This is a genomic window from Streptomyces sp. NBC_00234, assembly GCF_036195325.1.
In the GTDB taxonomy this organism is placed as follows: Bacteria; Actinomycetota; Actinomycetes; order Streptomycetales; family Streptomycetaceae; genus Streptomyces.
In genome coordinates this window covers 3066007-3081603 of record NZ_CP108101.1, presented here as the reverse complement: position 1 = coordinate 3081603, position 15597 = coordinate 3066007, and the positions used below count along the sequence as shown (strand labels likewise).

Here is a 15597-nt window from a genome sequence, read left to right as displayed (position 1 = left end):
GAGGGGGCGGGTGCCTGTGGGTCCGTCCCCGCGAGGCGCGGATAGATTGGGCGGGTGCTCTCTCGCCTCTCGCGCCCCCGCGCTCTCGCTCTCTGTGCGCTGCCCGTCCTCGCGGTGTTCGGTACGGCCGCCTTCGCGCCCCTGCCGTTCACCCTGGCACAGCCGGGGCTGACCGCGGACGTCCTCGGGGACGACCAGGGGAAACCGGTGATCACCATCAAGGGCGCGCCCACCCGGACCACCGAGGGGCAGCTCCGGATGACGACGATCGTCGCGACCGGGCCGACCGCCGACGTCGGGATCGGTGACGTGATCGACAGCTGGTTCCGGACGGACCGGGCGGTCATGCCCCGGGACGCCGTCTACCCGACCGGCGGCTCCGAGAAGGAGATCGAGCAGCACAACCTCCAGGACATGGAGGAGTCGCAGGACGTCGCCGTCGACGCCGCCCTGAAGTACCTCGACAAGGCCCCCGGCTCCGTCGACGTCAGTCTGAATCTCACCGATGTGGGCGGGCCCAGCGCCGGGCTCTTCTTCTCGCTCGGCATCATCGACAAGCTGGACGGTGACGGCTCCGGCGGCGATCTCACCGGCGGCCGTAACGTCGCGGGCACCGGCACGATCAGCGCCGACGGCAAGGTCGGCGCCGTCGGCGGGGTGTCCCTGAAGACTCAGGCCGCCCGCCGAGACGGGTCGACGGTCTTCCTCGTGCCGAAGGCCGAGTGCAGGGAGGCGGAGGCCGAGCTGCCGGAGGGCCTCCGGCTGATTCCGGTCACGACGCTGAGCGGTGCGGTGTCCGCCCTGCGGGCGCTGGAGCAGGGGGGCAAGGTCCCGGGCTGCTGACGCTCTTCCCGGTGGCGGGTCCCGACTCGTCCATCGTGCGCCAGGCGGGGAAGACCAGCGGGCTCAGCGTCGCCAGGAAGTAGACGCCGCCCATCGCGAGCAGCGCTCCCGTCGCTCCCAGGCTCTCCACCAGCAGGCCGGCCGCCAGACCGCCCACCGGCATGGCGAGCTCGCAGCCCGCGGTGAGCGCCCCGGACACCCGGCTGCGCAGCTCCTCGGGGACGCGTTCGTACGTCATCGTGGTCAGGATCGGGTTCAGCATGCCGCCCGCGACTCCGCCCAGGAGCATCGTGACGGCCAGCGGCAGCGTCGTACCGGTCAGCGCGGCGACCGCGAACCGGGGTGCGCCGCACAGGACCACGCACACCGTGAACACCGTTCGCCGCGAGAAACGGTGCCCCACGGCCCCGTACAGCAGCGCTCCCGTCAGCCCGCCCGCCCCGAACAGCGCGGTGAGCAGGCCGAGATCGGCGGCCCCGCCGAGTTCGCCCTCGGCGTGCACGGGCAGCAGGACGGCGTTCCAGCCCTGGTCGGTGCCGTTCATGAACATCACCATCACCACGACGGCGAGCAGCAGCCGGTTGCCCAGCAAGTAGGTGTAGCCCTCGCGCAGTTCGGAGCGGTACGCGCGCAGCGACACCGGCGCCGCCGACGGTCGGGGCTCGGCCGCCCTGACTCCGCGTACCCCCGCCGCGACCAGCAGCGCGGACAGGGCGAAGGTCGCCGCGTCCAGCAGGAGTACGGTCTCGGCGCCGACGAAGGAGATCAGCACACCGGCCAGCGCCGCCCCGACCATCCGGGCCCCGCGCGACACGGCGTCGAAGAGGCTGGCGGCGCGGGCGAGTGTGGTGCCGGCGTGCTCGGCGAGGTCGGGGACGAGGACGTAACGGGCGGTGTTCCCGGGCGTGTGGACCAGGCCGTTGAGCGCCATCAGCGCGCACAGCATCCAGAATTCGAGCACGCCCGCGTAGTGGAGCAGCGGGATGGCGGCGATGGCGGTGCCGCAGACGGTGTCGGAGGCGACGGAGACCCGGCGGCGGCCGATCCGGTCGATGACGGGGCCGCCGATCAGCGCGGCGACGACGATCGGCAGGGTCGCGCAGAAGGCGACGACGCCGGCCCGGCCCGCGCTGCCCGTGGTCTCCAGGACGAACCACGGGACGCCGATCAGGGTGAGCGATGTACCCGCGGTGGATATGGAGTTGGCCGCGAGTACGGCGGTCAGTGGTGTGCGGTGTCCCATGGTGTTCCCCCCTGTTGTGTGGATCAGGCCGTGCGAGGTGCGCGCATCGCGGCGGGAGCGGGGCGGCTCTGGGCGAGGCGCAGTCCCAGCTCGACGAGGGTCCAGCCCAGCCGGACCTTGAGGTCCTTGCGGGCCGGGCGGATCGCCGCCGCCGCGTGGTGCAGTTCGGCGGAGCGGAACGTGTGCAGCTGGAGGTGGATGTCGGGGTGCACGGTGGTGGTCCCTTCAGTCGGATGAGCGCGGGAAGACGTGCAGATGGGTGCGGACCACGGCCGAGCCCTCGGTGTCCTCCGGGACTTGGCCCCGGTAGCTGTTGACGAGGTCGTGGATCTTCTCGGCCAGTTCCTTCGAGAGTTCGGGGGTCAGGCGCACCTTGAAGTCGCTGAGGTCCCAGCTGTGGAGCCACTCCTCGGGCCATGTGTGCATGGTGCCGAGCCAGGTGCTGAGCTCCTGGGCGTGCGTGGTGGAGACCTCGTGCAGGATGACGCCCATGGCGTCGCGGACCTCCGGGTCCGGGTCGCGCAGGAAGTCGGCGGTGTTGTCGAACGCGGTGCCCAGGTGGACCGCCTTCCACCACCGTTCGCGTCCCTTGCCGAGCTCCGGGGCGTCCTCCACGAAGCCGTACGAGGCCAGTTGGCGCAGGTGGTAGCTGGTGGCGCCGCTGGACTCGCCCAGCCGGCCGGCGAGGCCGGACGCGGTGGCCGGCCCGAACTCCCTCAGGGTGTTCAGCAGGCGCATCCGCAGCGGATGAGCCAGCCCGCGCAGGGTGCGGGCGTTGACGTAGTGGACCTGGGGGGTGCCGGCCGGCCCGGCCTCACGACCGGCCTCGTTCTCTGTCATGCCACGACTGTAGACTTGCAAAGACACCTTTGCAACAGGTTCTTTGCAAGCATTTCTTTGGAACTTCTGGGCTCCGCCCCGCAGGGCCCGCCCTGAGGCCCGGGCTCGCCGGCGGCCCGGGCCCGCCCCACGGTGCCCCCGTCACCCCTCCTCGATGAGGCCCTCCTCGACCAGCCAGTCCTGCGCCACCTCGTGCGGGTCCTCGCCGTCCACGTCCACCTTGGCGTTGAGCACCTGCGCCACCTCCGTCGTCAGCTTTTCGCTGAGCGGGTCCAGCAGGTCCGCGATCTCCGGGTACTTCTCGAAGGTCGCCGTGTGGATGACCGGCGCCGCGTTGTAGTTGGGGAAGAAGTGCTTGTTGTCCTCCAGCACGTCCAGATCCATCGCCTTGATCCGCCCGTCCGTGGTGAACACCTCGCCCAGCAGGCAGGAGTCGGACTTCGACACCTGGGTGTAGATGATCCCGGCGTCCATCTTCTGGATGTTCGCGGTGGGGATCGACATCCCGTACGCCTTCTCCATGCCCGGCAGACCGTCGTCGCGCGAGGCGAACTCGTTCTCCACGCAGATCGTCACCGCTCCCGGGTCCTTCTTCGACAGTGCGGCGACGTCCGAGAGCGTCCTCAGCTTGTACTTCGCGTTGTTCTTCTTGCTGATGGCCAGTGCGTAGGTGTTGTTGAGGGTGGACTGCGGCAGCCACGTCACCCCGTTGCCCCGGTCCTCTTCGCGGACCGCCTCCCACTGCTTCAGTGGGTCGACGATCGGCTTCGCATGGCCGAGGTAGGTGATCCAGGCCGTGCCCGTGTACTCGTACATCGCATCGGCGTCACCCTGGATGATCGCCTCGCGCGCGCTGATCGAGCCCGGCAGATTCGTCCGGTCGAGGACCTCCGCGCCCGCCGCCTGGAAGATCAGCCCGATCATCTGGCCCAGAATGATGTTCTCGCTGAAGTTCTTCGACGTGACCGTCAGGGAAGCGCCGCTGAGCGGCAGGCCCCCGCCGACCGAGCCCGGCGCGACCTCGTCCACCATCGGCGAACCGCTCTTCAGCCCGCACCCGGCCAGCACCACGGACGCCACCACGAGCCCCGCCAGTGCGGTCCGGATCCTTCGGCGGCCCCTGGTCACGGTGCCTCCAGTCCGTGCGGCGTCATCGAGAGTTCGACCAGCGAGGCCATCCAGTCCACCAGCAGGGCCAGCACCACCGTGAGGACGGAGCCGAGCACCAGAACCGGCATCCGCTGAGTCTGGATGCCCGACGTGATCAGGTCGCCCAGCCCGCCGCCACCGCCGAACGTGGCGAGCGTCGCCGTGCCCACGCTGAGCACCAGGGCCGTCCGCACACCCGCCAGGATCAGCGGGACGGCGAGCGGCAGCTCCACCTTGGAGAGCACCCCCACCCCGGACATCCCGATCCCGCGCGCGGCCTCGACCAGCGTCGGTTCGATCGACTTCAGCCCGGCCACCGTGTTGGAGAGCACCGGCAGCACCGCGTAGATCACCATGCCGATGATCGCCGTGCGCGGGCCGATGCCCAGCCAGATCACCAACAGGGCCAGCAGCCCGATCGCGGGGGTGGCCTGCCCGATGTTGGCGACGGCGGTGACGACCGGAGCGCCCTTGCGCAGGCGCCGGCGGGTCAGGGCGATCCCGAGGGGGATCGCGATGATCAGGACCCAGAAGGTGGAGATGGCCGTCAGCTGGATGTGCTGCCAGACCCGCAGCCGTACGTTGCCGTCGTCCAGCGAGTTCTTGGCGATCGAGTCGAGGTGGACGTTGGTGATCCATACGTAAGTGATGGCCAGCACCACCGCGAGGGCGAGCGGCACCAGGACCAGCTTCTGCCAGGTGATCCGGCGCGGCGGACCGGCCGGCACGGGGACCGGGTCCTCCTCCTCGTCACGGAAGGCGTGGCCGCTGACGTCGTGCTCGCCGGGTGGGCGATTGTCCGGCACCCCGCGCCCGGGGGGCACCTCATGGCTCGGAGTCATTCGGGGGTGCCACCACCCTCCAGCTCCTGTTCGGTCTGGTGGGCCCGCAGCTCCTGCAGATCGTGCTGGTGCTCGATGGCCGTGAGCCGGTCGGCCTCCAGGAGCTCCTGCACGGAGTTCATGAGGGTCACCATGTCGACCACACCGATGAACTCGCCGCGCCGTCCCGTCACCGCCACCCGGCCACCGCTGTCGATCAGCACCGCCTCCAGCGCGTCGTGCAGCGTCGCGTCCCGGGTGACCGTGTCGTGCACCAACTGCCCGGCGCGGGCCAGGGAGCCGCGGGCCCGCATCAGGTCGCCGCGCCGCAGCCACTTGTACGGGCGGTTCCTGCGGTCCAGCATGAGCAGCTCGTTGTGCGGGCCGCTGCGCAGCTTGTTGAAGATCGACTGGAGCGGGTCGTCGACCGTCACCGTCGGGAAGTCCGCGATGCCCACGTCCCGTACGCGGGTCAGGTTGAGCCGCTTCAACGCGGCGCCCGCACCCACGAACCCGGAGACGAAGTCGTCCGTCGGATTGGTCAGGATCGCCTCGGGCGTATCGAACTGGGCGATGTGCGAACGCTCCCGCAGCACCGCGATCCGGTCGCCCAGCTTGATCGCCTCGTCGAAGTCGTGCGTGACGAAGACGATCGTCTTGTGGAGCTCGTGCTGGAGCCGGATCAGCTCGTCCTGGAGGTGGTCACGGGTGATCGGGTCGACGGCACCGAACGGCTCGTCCATCAGCAGCACCGGAGGATCGGCGGCCAGCGCCCGCGCCACTCCCACCCGCTGCTGCTGACCGCCCGACAGCTGGCGCGGATAGCGCCCGTGGAACTCCCTCGGGTCGAGACCGACCAGGTCGAGCATCTCCTCGACCCGGTCCTTCACCCGCGACTTCGACCAGCCGACCATCTTCGGTACGAGAGCGATGTTGTCCGCCACCGTCATGTGGGGGAAGAGGCCGGACGACTGGATCGCGTACCCGACCTTGCGGCGGAGCTTCACCGGGTCGATGTCGGTGACGTCCTCGTCGTTGATCCTGATCCGGCCGGACGTCGGCTCGATCAGCCGGTTGATCATCTTCAGGGTGGTCGACTTCCCGCAGCCGGACGGCCCGACGAAGACGACCGTCTCCCCGGCCTTGATCTCCATCGAGACGTTGTCCACCGCCGGGCTGGGGGTGCCGGGGTAGGTCTTGGTCAGGTTCTCCAGCTGGATGGTGGCCCCGGAGGTCCCGGTGCTGCTCGGTTCGGCCTCGGTCGCGGTCTCAGACACGGATACCCCTAGGAATGGTCAGTCGCCCGAGCAGGACGTACGCCGCGTCGAAGAGCAGCGCGAGGACGACGATGCCGAGCGTGCCGGCGAGGACCTGGTTGATCGCGTTGGCGCTGCCGAGCGAGGCGATCCCGCGGAAGATCTCGTTGCCCAGGCCGGGCCCGGAGGCGTACGCGGCGATGGCGGCGATCCCCATCAGCATCTGTGTGGAGACCCGGATGCCGGTCAGGATCGGCGGCCAGGCGAGCGGCAGTTCCACCTTGCGCAGCCGGGCGAACCGCGACATCCCGATGCCCGTCGCCGCGTCGACGAGGGACGGATCGACGCCGCGCAGCCCGACGATGGAGTTACGGACGACGGGCAGCAGCCCGTACAGCGTGAGCGTGATGACGGTGGGCGGTACGCCCAGCCCCACCAGCGGGATCAGCAGACCGATCGCGGCGAGGGAGGGGATGGTGAGGATCGTCGCCGTCGACGTGATGGCCAGGGACCCGCCCCAGCTGCTCCGGTAGCTGACGACGCCGATGAAGATGCCCAGCGCGGTGGCGATGACCATGCACTGGAAGACGGCGCTGACGTGCTGGAACGCGTCGGTGAGCAGTTGCTGGTGCCGAGTGGACAGGTACTCCCAGAAGCTCACGCGTCACTCCCCGGTTCAGTCGGTGTCCTCCGCGGCCTGCTCGACCAGCGGGATGATGCGCAGAGGGACCGGGTTCTCCATGACGATCGCCGTGGAGGCCCGGACAATGCCATCAAATCCGACAACCCGGTCGATCACGCGCTGGAGATCGGCGTTCGAGCGGGCGACCAGCCGGCACAGCATGTCGCCGTGCCCGGTCGTGGTGTGCAACTCCAGCACCTCGGGAACGCCGCCCAAATGGGCCCGGACATCGGCTCCTTGGCCCTGCTTGATCTCCAGCGTGGCGAAGGCGGTGACGGGGTAGCCCAGGGCCGCCGGGTCGACATCGGGGCCGAAGCCCCGGATTACCCCGTTCGATTGAAGGCGGTCCAGCCGTGCCTGCACGGTCCCGCGCGCCACCCCGAGGCGCCGCGACGCTTCGAGCACGCCGATACGGGGCTCCCGGGCCAGCAGCACGATGAGCCGCCCGTCCAGTCGGTCGATCGCCACGGGGTCCGCCTCCGGAGGGTCAGTGATGTGATGGTCATCATGTACAGAAAGCGGCCCTCATGGGGATACCCACTGCGCAGATTGACCAGTCCGATCGCGAACTGTTGCGCACCTTGCGAAGCGGCGAGAACCTTCGGATATGACTGAGACTCTGCACACCAGCCCCGACACCGCCCGGCAGGCCGACCCCTTCCCGGTCAAGGGAATGGACGCGGTCGTCTTCGCCGTGGGCAACGCCAAGCAGGCCGCGCACTACTACTCGACGGCGTTCGGCATGAAGCTCGTCGCCTACTCCGGACCGGAGAACGGCAGCCGCGAGACCGCGAGTTACGTCCTGACCAACGGCGGCGCCCGCTTCGTCCTCACCTCCGTCATCAAGGCGTCCACCGACCACGGCCGCTTCCTGGAGGAGCACGTCGCCGAGCACGGCGACGGCGTCGTCGACCTGGCGATCGAGGTCCCGGACGCGCGCGCCGCGTACGCCTACGCGGTGGAGCACGGCGCCCGTGGCATCACCGAGCCGTACGAGGTCAAGGACGAGCACGGCACGGTCGTGATGGCCGCCATCGCCACGTACGGCAAGACCCGCCACACGCTCGTCGAGCGCACCGGCTACGACGGCCCGTACCTCCCGGGCTTCGTCTCGGCCGACCCGATCGTCGAGCCGCCGGCCAAGCGCACCTTCCAGGCCATCGACCACTGCGTGGGCAACGTCGAGCTCGGCCGCATGAACGAATGGGTGGCCTTCTACAACAAGGTCATGGGCTTCACCAACATGAAGGAGTTCGTGGGCGACGACATCGCCACCGAGTACTCCGCCCTGATGTCGAAGGTCGTCGCCGACGGCACGCTCAAGGTCAAGTTCCCGATCAACGAGCCCGCGATCGCGAAGAAGAAGTCGCAGATCGACGAGTACCTGGAGTTCTACGGCGGCGCCGGCGTCCAGCACATCGCGCTGGCCACCAACGACATCGTCGCGACGGTCCGCACGATGCGTGCGGCGGGCGTGTCCTTCCTGGACACCCCCGACTCGTACTACGACACGCTCGGCGAGTGGGCCGGCGAGACCCGCGTCCCGGTCGAGACCCTGCGCGAGCTGAAGATCCTGGTCGACCGCGACGAGGACGGCTACCTGCTGCAGATCTTCACCAAGCCGGTCCAGGACCGCCCGACCGTCTTCTTCGAGATGATCGAGCGCCACGGCTCGATGGGCTTCGGCAAGGGCAACTTCAAGGCGCTGTTCGAGGCGATCGAGCGCGAGCAGGAGAAGCGCGGCAACCTCTGACCCCACCGGCCACCACCCCGTCCCGGCCCTCCTTCCCCGGCCGAGACACCGGAACGGGCCCCTTCCCGGAGCCCGTTCCCGCCCGGCGCGCAGGAGAGGCGAACCGCCGGATCTCCGCGCGCCGATGCCCGGCGCCACCGCTGACCTGCGGCGGCGCCGGGCATCCGGCCGTTCATGACCTCACCCGTTCCCGGACGGGCGGGCCGACGGGGCCGTTCGTGCCGGTGCGGCAGGGGTCTTGGTGGCGGTCGCGGAGGGCGACGGTGTCTGCTTCGTCGAGGGGCTCGGGGACTTCTTCGGGGGCGTCGAGGCCGACCTAGTCGGCTCCGGGGCCGGTTCCGGGGTGCTCGTCGGGGGTGCGGCCGGCTGCATGTCCTTCGGGCCGCCGTCCGCCGGTTCGCCGAGGGTGTTCAGGGCGTCCTCGGCCAGGGGGGCGGCCAGGGGGGAGAAGGCCGGGTTGGTGCGCAGGGCCTCCTCCAGGTGGCGGCGGGCCGCGCCGTACTGGGCCAGCTCCCGTTCGATCACGCCCAGGTGGTACGCGTACGAGGCGTTCCGTACGCCCGTCTCCACGGCCTTGCGGGCGTACTCCAGACCCTGCGCCGAGTCCCCCGAGCGGTGCAGCGCCCAGCCCAGCGCGTCGGCCACCGCGGCGCTGCGGTGCTGACGCGACCATTCCGTTCGCAGCAGCCGCACCGCCGTGGCCGGGTCGCCGTGGTCCGCCTCCAGACGGGCCAGGACCAGGGTCTCGTTCACCCCGGCGCTCTTCGCCCGCGTCAGCATCCCGCGCAGCTTCGTGTACTGGCTGAGGGCGTCGCCGTCGAAGCCCAACGACTCGTACAGCTCTCCCAGTTCGAGGACGTACTCCGGGCGGGGGTGCTTCGCCACCGCCGTCTGGTAGTCCGACAGCGCCTCGTCCGTGCGGTCCAGGGCGACCAGGGCGCGGGCCCGGCCCGCACGTGCGGGGTGGTGGCCGCCGTCGGTGCGCAGGGCCGCGCCGTACTGGGCCACGGCCTCCTCGGGCTCACCGCGCTCCCAGGCCAGCTCGCCCAGCCGGTACAGGGCGTCCGCCTTCTCGGCCGGGGACGTCGCCCGGTCCGCCGCCTCCTGGGCGGTGGCGAGCGCGTCCTCGCGCCAGCCCCGGTCGCGGTACATCTGGGCCGTCCGCGCGAGGGCGGGCACCCCCTTGCGGAGTTCGGCGAACTTCTCCGTCGCCTCGCCGGCCGCCTTGTAGTCGCCCAGACCGTTGTACGCGTCGATCAGGACCGCGTACGTCCGCCACGTCCTGGGCTGCCGCGCCTGCACCGCCTCGCCCCACTTCCGCGCCGCGAGGTAGTCGTGGCGTGCGTTGGCGAGCGCCGCCATGCCCACCCACGCCTCCCCGTTGCCGCGCTCGCCGGGCTGCGCGTCCAGCGAGCGCCGGAGTGCCTGTTCCGCCCGGGTGTAGTACGCCGCGTCCGCAGCACGCAGCCCCCACTCCACGTACGCCGAACCGAGCACCGCCCACGACGGGGCGTCCTTCGGATGCCTGGCCACCCACTTCTGCCGGTCGCCGATCAGGGCCGTCAGGTCCGGGAGCGCGGCGGGGGAGCCCGCGGCCGTCGCCGCCTGCGCCCGCTCGACCGGACCGGGGACGCGGGGCCCGCCATCCCTCCGGTTCTCCGGCACGGCCACCACCGCACCCGCCACGAGCACGGCAGCAGCCACCGCCCCGAAGGCGGCTCGGCGCAGGGTCGTGCGCAGCGTGGGGGGAGGTGGTACGACGGCTGTCGCACCTTCCGGCGAGAGCGCGGTCGCGCCCGCCGGGGAGCCATAGGTCTCGGGCGGCTGACGGGATTCCGGATCCTGCTGCGGCATGACATCCATACCGATCACTCTGCGTCAGTACGAAGAGCACACCGCGCCTTGCGAAGGCTGCCGCAGACGGGTTCACACCATTGGCCCCGGGTGTCAGTCTTGGATCATGAAGGATCTTCTCGAACAGCTGCGCGCAGGTCTGCCCGACGAGGCACTGATCACCGACCCCGACGTCACCGCTTCGTACGCCCACGACATGGCGAGCTTCTGCGAAGCGGGCACGCCCGCCGTCGTCGTGCTGCCCCGGACGGTCGAGCAGGTCCAGCACGTCATGCGTACGGCGACGGCGCTGCGCGTCCCGGTCGTCCCGCAGGGCGCGCGTACCGGCCTCTCGGGGGCGGCCAACGCCTCCGACGACTGCATCGTGCTGTCCCTGGTGAAGATGGACCGGATCCTGGAGATCAGCCCGGTCGACCGGATCGCCGTCGTCGAGCCGGGCGTCGTCAACGCCGTCCTGTCGCGCGCCGTGAACGAGCACGGTCTGTACTACCCGCCGGACCCCTCCAGCTGGGAGACGTGCACCATCGGGGGGAACATCGGCACCGCCTCCGGCGGGCTGTGCTGTGTGAAGTACGGGGTCACCGCCGAGTACGTGCTCGGCCTGGACGTCGTCCTCGCCGACGGACGCCTGCTCACCACGGGCCGCCGCACCGCCAAGGGCGTCGCCGGATACGACCTCACCCGGCTCTTCGTCGGCTCCGAGGGCAGCCTCGGGATCGTCGTCAAGGCCGTCCTCGCGCTGAAGCCGCAGCCGCCGCAGCAGCTCGTCCTGGCCGCGGAGTTCGACTCCGCGGCAGCCGCCTGCGACGCGGTCTGCCGGATCATGGAGCGCGGCCACACCCCGTCACTCCTCGAACTGATGGACCGTACGACGGTCCACGCCGTGAACGCGATGACCGGCATGGGCCTCCCCGAGACCACCGAGGCGCTGCTGCTCTGCGCCTTCGACACCCCCGACCCGGCCGCCGACCTGGCCGCCGTGGGCGAACTGTGCACCGCCGCCGGAGCCACCGAGGTGGTCCCCGCCGATGACGCGGCCGAGTCGGAGATGCTCCTCCAGGCCCGCCGGATGTCGCTCACCGCCCTGGAGACCATCAAGTCCGCCACGATGATCGACGACGTCTGCGTACCGCGCTCGCAGCTCGGCGCGATGCTCGACGGCACCGCCGCCATCGCCGAGAAGTTCGGTCTCACCATCGGCGTCTGCGCCCACGCCGGTGACGGCAACACCCACCCCGTCGTCTGCTTCGACCACACGGACGCCGACGAATCCCGCCGGGCCCGCGAGTCCTTCGACGAGATCATGGCCCTCGGCCTCGAACTCGGCGGCACCATCACCGGCGAGCACGGCATCGGCGTACTGAAGAAGGAATGGCTCGCCCGCGAACTGGGTGAGGTGGGCATCGAGGTGCAGCGCGGCATCAAGGCCGCCTTCGACCCGCTGGGACTCCTCAACCCGGGCAAGCTCTTCTGACCCCCGTACCGTCACGCCTCACCGTCCTGGGAAGGGGACTCGTCCGAGGGCCACGGGTCACTCAGCCACAGGTCGTCGGCCGGCAGCGGGGCGAGCAGCTCGGCGAGCGCCTCGTCGAGGCCCAGCCGCTCGGTCTCGGTCCCGGGCGGCACGACCCGCAGCGTCCGCTCCACCCAGGCGGCCACGGCGGCGGACGGCACCTCCAGCAGGGCGTTGCCGTCCGGCGAGGTCAGGGCGACACAGATGACGTTGCGTTCGTCGATCTTCGTCGGCCAGATCCGTACGTCCCCGTGCCCGCACGGCCGGAACACACCCTCCACCAGGAGCTCCCGCGCGAACGTCCAGTGCACGGGCGCCTCGGAGCCGATGTGGAACGTGATGTGCACGGCGTACGGGTCGGCTGTGCGGTAGCTCAGCCGGGCGGGGACGGGGATGGAGCGCTCGGGGGACAGGACAAGCTTCAGTTCCAGCTCGCGTTCCACGACGTTCAGCATGAGAGTGCACGACCTTCCGGTGCTCGGAGGCCGGTCCCACGACCGGCCCGCACAAGGAGAGAGCGCCCTCCCTGCCACCTATTACGCGACTTCTCAAAAAAACTTCAGTTGTTCCCGGAAGAAGGTCCAAACGACGGGACCGGCCCGGGGGCGGGTGGCCGTCTGATAGATGTGGACCCTTGTACGGACGGTCTGAGACCTCGAAGAGATACGGGACCACGGTGATGAGCGCGCCAACCCCGGCACCCGGTGACGACAGCCCCCGCGAGGGGTACTACCCCGACCCCTCCATTCCCGGGTACGTCCGGTACTGGAACGGTGTTTCGTGGGTTCCCGGTACGAGTCGGCCGGCGCCCCAGCAGGGCGAGACGGCCCCGGCCCCGCCTCCCGCCGAAGATGCCTCCGCACCGGCACAGCGGGCGGCCTCGGTGGAGGAGACCGGACCGGTTTTCTTCGACGAGGTCGACGACGTCGACGAGGTCCACGGCAGCGGCGCGCAGCCGGCCGCCGGAGGCCGCACCGAACCCGCCCCCGCCTGGCAGGCCGACACCTCCCGCCAGACCGGCTTCGGCGGCGACCGCGACCGCCGCGTCTCCTGGGGCGGCCAGCAGGCCCAGCCTGCCCCCGACGCGCAGAACCCGGCCGACCGCGCCCCGGTGGACCGCACACCCGGTCCCCGTACGCCTGCCGACCGGGCCCCCGTCGACCCGCGCCGGCCCGCGCCGCAGGACCCGACCGGCGGCGCGCTGCCCGGTATGCGGGACGGCGGCGCCCCTGTCCCCGACGGCACGATGGGGATCCGGTCCGACCGCCCCGCCGACGCGCCACGCCCGCCGGCCGACGGGACCGTCACGATCCGCGCCACGGGCAGCCAGGGCGCCGGGCCCAACCGGTCCCGGGACACCGGACCCGCGCCCGCAGACGGGACGATGACGATCCGTGCGGTGGGCCCCGGCGCCACCCCGCAGACCGCCGCACCCGCCCCCGCACAGCGGCAGGGGCCGTCCGGGACGGCGCAGCCCCCGCAGACCCCGCAGGCGCGGAACCAGGCCCCCGCAGCACCCGCCCCCGCCCCCGTACCCCCGGCACTCCAGACACCCCTCACCCCCGGCCCCGGCGGCGGCTCGGCCTCCTGGGCCCAGCAGGTCCACCAGCTCGCCCAGCCCGAGCGGACCGCCCCGGCGCCGCAGCAACTCCAGCCGCAGCAGCCCCAAGGGCAGCAGCAGAGCCCGCAACCGGCCGGCCAGGGACTGCAGGGAGGCAGGTCCGACCAGCCCGTCGTGCCCTGGAAGCCGCCCGTCGACGACCACTTCCAGCAGCTCGCCCGCGCCCAGACGTCGGCCAGGCCCGCCGGGCTCGGCAAGCGGCTCGCCGCCCGGCTCCTCGACACGGTCGTGCTCGGCGCCGTCGTCGGCGCGGTCGGATTCCCGCTCGTCACCCAGGCCCTGGACCACATCGACGAGAAGATCGAAGCGGCCAAGCAGTCCGGCGAGACCGTCACCGTCTGGCTCGTGGACTCCACGACGGCGGGCCTGTTCGGGGGAGTCCTCGGCGCCTTCCTCGTCCTCGGCTTCCTCCTGGAGGCGCTGCCCACCGCCAAGTGGGGACGCACGCTGGGCAAGAAGCTCTGCGGGCTGGAGGTGCGCGACATCGAGTCCCACGGCCCGCCCACCGTGGGAGCCGCGCTGCGCCGCTGGCTCGTCTACGGAGTCCTCGGCATCCTCGTCGTCGGGGTGCTCAATGTGCTGTGGTGTCTGATCGACCGTCCGTGGCGCCAGTGCTGGCACGACAAGGCGGCCCGCACCTTCGTCGCCGGCTGACGGCCCGTCGCCCGCCCGGCGGAACGGCCCCTTCCCCCGAACGCACCTGAGCCGTTGCGGGCGGGGGTGGGCCGGGGTGCACTGCCCCCATGAGTAACGACCAGCCGACGCCCGGCCAGCCGCCCGAGGACGACGATCCGTTCCTCAAGAAGCCGCAGGAGCCGACGCCGCCGTCCGGGGGTTCTCCCTACGGCAGCGAACCGCCCCCGCCGCCTCCGCCGCCGCCGTACGATCCGGGCCAGTACGGCGGTCAGTACGGCGGGGTGGACCCGTTGGCAGGTATGCCGCCGCTCGCCGAACCGGGCAAGCGGATTCTGGCGCGGCTGATCGACTTCCTCATCATCTCGATCCCGCTGTATCTGATCTCGCTGCCCTTCGGGGGCGCGGTCGACGTCACGAACGACAACGGCGACGAGGACTTCTCCTCCGCCCTCAGCAACTCGTACAGCGGGCACCAGCTGCTCTGGTCACTGATCGGCCTCGTGGCCTACGTCGCGTACGACACCTATCTCACCCAGAAGGACGGCCGGACGCTCGGGAAGCGGCTGCTGAAGCTGCGCGTCGCGATGCTCAACGACGGCCGCGTACCGGACACCAGCGCCGCGCTGATGCGCGCGGTCGTGCTGTGGGTGCCGGCGCTGCTGTGCTGCCCGTGCCTGTGGTGGCTGATCAACATCGTGCTGATGTTCACGGACAAGCCCTACCGGCAGGCCCTCCAGGACAAGGCGTCCAAGACGGTCGTGGTCGCCGTCCCGTAGCGCGGGGTCACCTGCGCAGCGAGTGCTCCTCGACGCGCTCGGCGCGGCGTGCCGCGGGAACCTTCGCGGAGATGCCGTCCAGCGCCTGGTGCGTACGGACGGCGGCCGACGGCTCCGCCGGCCCGGTGCGCTTGGGCAGCGGCACGGTCACGGCCACCAGCAGGCCGAGCGCGAGGGCCGCCGTGCCGATCACCGCCACGCCGACGACGGATTCCGTACGGGAGAGGAGCAGCATGGCGAGGGTCGAGAAGACGACGGTGACCGAACCGTAGGAGAGCTGTGCGGCAGTCGGATGCGGCATGGCGATTTCCGTCCTCGGGACGTCGGTTGGGGCAGTCTCTCAACACGGTCGCACTGTCAAGCGACTCTATGACGGTGGATGCCCGAGCGGAACGGGTGGTAAGCGTGACCTAACCCACGGTGCCGATGCACGGGGGGCGCACTGGGTCACGTTCCCCGTCAACACACTCTTCCGACGCGCCCGTTGCCATCTCGTGAATGTCCGGATACCGGAATGAGACTCCTGCATAGTGCACTTGGTCTGTTCAAGTCAAGGTCTGTCTTTTCTTCCGTAACTCCGATCGAATGTCGTCACTTGTGACGCGTTTAC

16 protein-coding genes are annotated in these 15597 nt (G+C 70.8%); 5 read left to right on the top strand and 11 right to left on the bottom strand.

What is annotated here, in order from left to right:
- The first annotated feature begins 54 nt into the window (after nt 1–54).
- Nucleotides 55–843 (top strand): S16 family serine protease, encoded by a 789-nt coding sequence (locus OG230_RS13385; RefSeq protein WP_328910421.1) that lies wholly within the window; start codon nt 55–57, stop codon nt 841–843.
- Here the strand turns inward: OG230_RS13385 and OG230_RS13380 are convergent.
- The 8 genes from OG230_RS13380 to OG230_RS13345 form a co-directional block, all read right to left on the bottom strand.
- Nucleotides 773–2086, bottom strand: coding sequence for an MFS transporter (locus tag OG230_RS13380; RefSeq protein WP_328910420.1), 1314 nt, complete (start codon nt 2084–2086; stop codon nt 773–775). The genes OG230_RS13385 and OG230_RS13380 overlap by 71 nt on opposite strands.
- Before the next feature lie 23 nt (nt 2087–2109).
- A complete protein-coding gene (locus OG230_RS13375; protein WP_328910419.1) occupies nt 2110–2298 on the bottom strand; it encodes a hypothetical protein in 189 nt (62 codons plus the stop codon).
- 13 nt (nt 2299–2311) lie between these two features.
- Entirely contained in the window at nt 2312–2926 is a 615-nt protein-coding gene (locus OG230_RS13370) for an ArsR/SmtB family transcription factor (protein ID WP_328910418.1), read from the bottom strand.
- Between the two features lie 141 nt (nt 2927–3067).
- Nucleotides 3068–4033, bottom strand: a complete 966-nt coding sequence (locus OG230_RS13365; RefSeq protein WP_328911389.1) for a glycine betaine ABC transporter substrate-binding protein — start codon at nt 4031–4033, stop codon at nt 3068–3070.
- A 17-nt stretch (nt 4034–4050) separates the two neighbouring features.
- Entirely contained in the window at nt 4051–4917 is an 867-nt protein-coding gene (locus tag OG230_RS13360) for an ABC transporter permease (protein WP_328910417.1), read from the bottom strand.
- A complete protein-coding gene (locus tag OG230_RS13355) occupies nt 4914–6173 on the bottom strand; it encodes a betaine/proline/choline family ABC transporter ATP-binding protein (RefSeq protein ID WP_328910416.1) in 1260 nt (419 codons plus the stop codon). The genes OG230_RS13360 and OG230_RS13355 overlap by 4 nt, the downstream gene beginning before the upstream one ends.
- A complete protein-coding gene (locus tag OG230_RS13350) occupies nt 6166–6813 on the bottom strand; it encodes an ABC transporter permease (RefSeq protein WP_328910415.1) in 648 nt (215 codons plus the stop codon). Before OG230_RS13350 ends, OG230_RS13355 begins: the two co-directional genes overlap by 8 nt.
- 15 nt (nt 6814–6828) lie before the next feature.
- Nucleotides 6829–7302, bottom strand: a complete 474-nt coding sequence (locus OG230_RS13345; protein ID WP_328910414.1) for an Lrp/AsnC family transcriptional regulator — start codon at nt 7300–7302, stop codon at nt 6829–6831.
- A gap of 139 nt (nt 7303–7441) precedes the next feature.
- Between OG230_RS13345 and hppD the strand changes: the two genes are divergently transcribed.
- On the top strand, nt 7442–8587 hold the full coding sequence (gene hppD / locus OG230_RS13340) for a 4-hydroxyphenylpyruvate dioxygenase (RefSeq protein ID WP_328910413.1): 1146 nt from the start codon (nt 7442–7444) through the stop codon (nt 8585–8587).
- 180 nt (nt 8588–8767) lie between these two features.
- Here the strand turns inward: hppD and OG230_RS13335 are convergent, their stop codons facing one another.
- Nucleotides 8768–10450 (bottom strand): tetratricopeptide repeat protein, encoded by a 1683-nt coding sequence (locus OG230_RS13335; RefSeq protein ID WP_328910412.1) that lies wholly within the window; start codon nt 10448–10450, stop codon nt 8768–8770.
- 97 nt (nt 10451–10547) lie between these two features.
- Here OG230_RS13335 and OG230_RS13330 point away from each other — a divergent pair, with 97 nt between their 5' ends.
- On the top strand, nt 10548–11915 hold the full coding sequence (locus OG230_RS13330) for an FAD-binding oxidoreductase (RefSeq protein WP_328910411.1): 1368 nt from the start codon (nt 10548–10550) through the stop codon (nt 11913–11915).
- A gap of 11 nt (nt 11916–11926) precedes the next feature.
- Here OG230_RS13330 and OG230_RS13325 read toward each other — a convergent pair whose 3' ends face one another.
- A complete protein-coding gene (locus OG230_RS13325; RefSeq protein WP_328910410.1) occupies nt 11927–12409 on the bottom strand; it encodes an SsgA family sporulation/cell division regulator in 483 nt (160 codons plus the stop codon).
- 224 nt (nt 12410–12633) lie between these two features.
- On the opposite strand from OG230_RS13325, the gene OG230_RS13320 reads away from it, so the two are divergent.
- Both OG230_RS13320 and OG230_RS13315 read left to right on the top strand, forming a co-directional pair.
- Nucleotides 12634–14229, top strand: coding sequence for an RDD family protein (locus tag OG230_RS13320; protein WP_328910409.1), 1596 nt, complete (start codon nt 12634–12636; stop codon nt 14227–14229).
- Nucleotides 14230–14318: 89 nt separating this feature from the next.
- The gene (locus OG230_RS13315; protein ID WP_328910408.1) at nt 14319–14987 is read left to right on the top strand and encodes an RDD family protein; all 669 of its coding nucleotides are present in this window, start codon (nt 14319–14321) and stop codon (nt 14985–14987) included.
- Nucleotides 14988–14994: 7 nt separating this feature from the next.
- Here the strand turns inward: OG230_RS13315 and OG230_RS13310 are convergent, their stop codons facing one another.
- Nucleotides 14995–15288 (bottom strand): hypothetical protein, encoded by a 294-nt coding sequence (locus OG230_RS13310; protein ID WP_328910407.1) that lies wholly within the window; start codon nt 15286–15288, stop codon nt 14995–14997.
- Between the last annotated feature and the right edge of the window lie 309 nt (nt 15289–15597).

What these genes read in the sequence shown, in the direction of transcription:
- OG230_RS13380 (WP_328910420.1), bottom strand. Translation starts at nt 2,086, where the DNA reads ATGGGACACCGCACACCACTGACCGCCGTACTCGCGGCCAACTCCATA.
- OG230_RS13370 (WP_328910418.1), bottom strand. Translation starts at nt 2,926, where the DNA reads ATGACAGAGAACGAGGCCGGTCGTGAGGCCGGGCCGGCCGGCACCCCC.
- OG230_RS13360 (WP_328910417.1), bottom strand. Translation starts at nt 4,917, where the DNA reads ATGACTCCGAGCCATGAGGTGCCCCCCGGGCGCGGGGTGCCGGACAAT.
- hppD (WP_328910413.1), top strand. Translation starts at nt 7,442, where the DNA reads ATGACTGAGACTCTGCACACCAGCCCCGACACCGCCCGGCAGGCCGAC.
- OG230_RS13335 (WP_328910412.1), bottom strand. Translation starts at nt 10,450, where the DNA reads ATGGATGTCATGCCGCAGCAGGATCCGGAATCCCGTCAGCCGCCCGAG.
- OG230_RS13330 (WP_328910411.1), top strand. Translation starts at nt 10,548, where the DNA reads ATGAAGGATCTTCTCGAACAGCTGCGCGCAGGTCTGCCCGACGAGGCA.
- OG230_RS13325 (WP_328910410.1), bottom strand. Translation starts at nt 12,409, where the DNA reads ATGCTGAACGTCGTGGAACGCGAGCTGGAACTGAAGCTTGTCCTGTCC.
- OG230_RS13320 (WP_328910409.1), top strand. Translation starts at nt 12,634, where the DNA reads ATGAGCGCGCCAACCCCGGCACCCGGTGACGACAGCCCCCGCGAGGGG.
- OG230_RS13315 (WP_328910408.1), top strand. Translation starts at nt 14,319, where the DNA reads ATGAGTAACGACCAGCCGACGCCCGGCCAGCCGCCCGAGGACGACGAT.
- OG230_RS13310 (WP_328910407.1), bottom strand. Translation starts at nt 15,288, where the DNA reads ATGCCGCATCCGACTGCCGCACAGCTCTCCTACGGTTCGGTCACCGTC.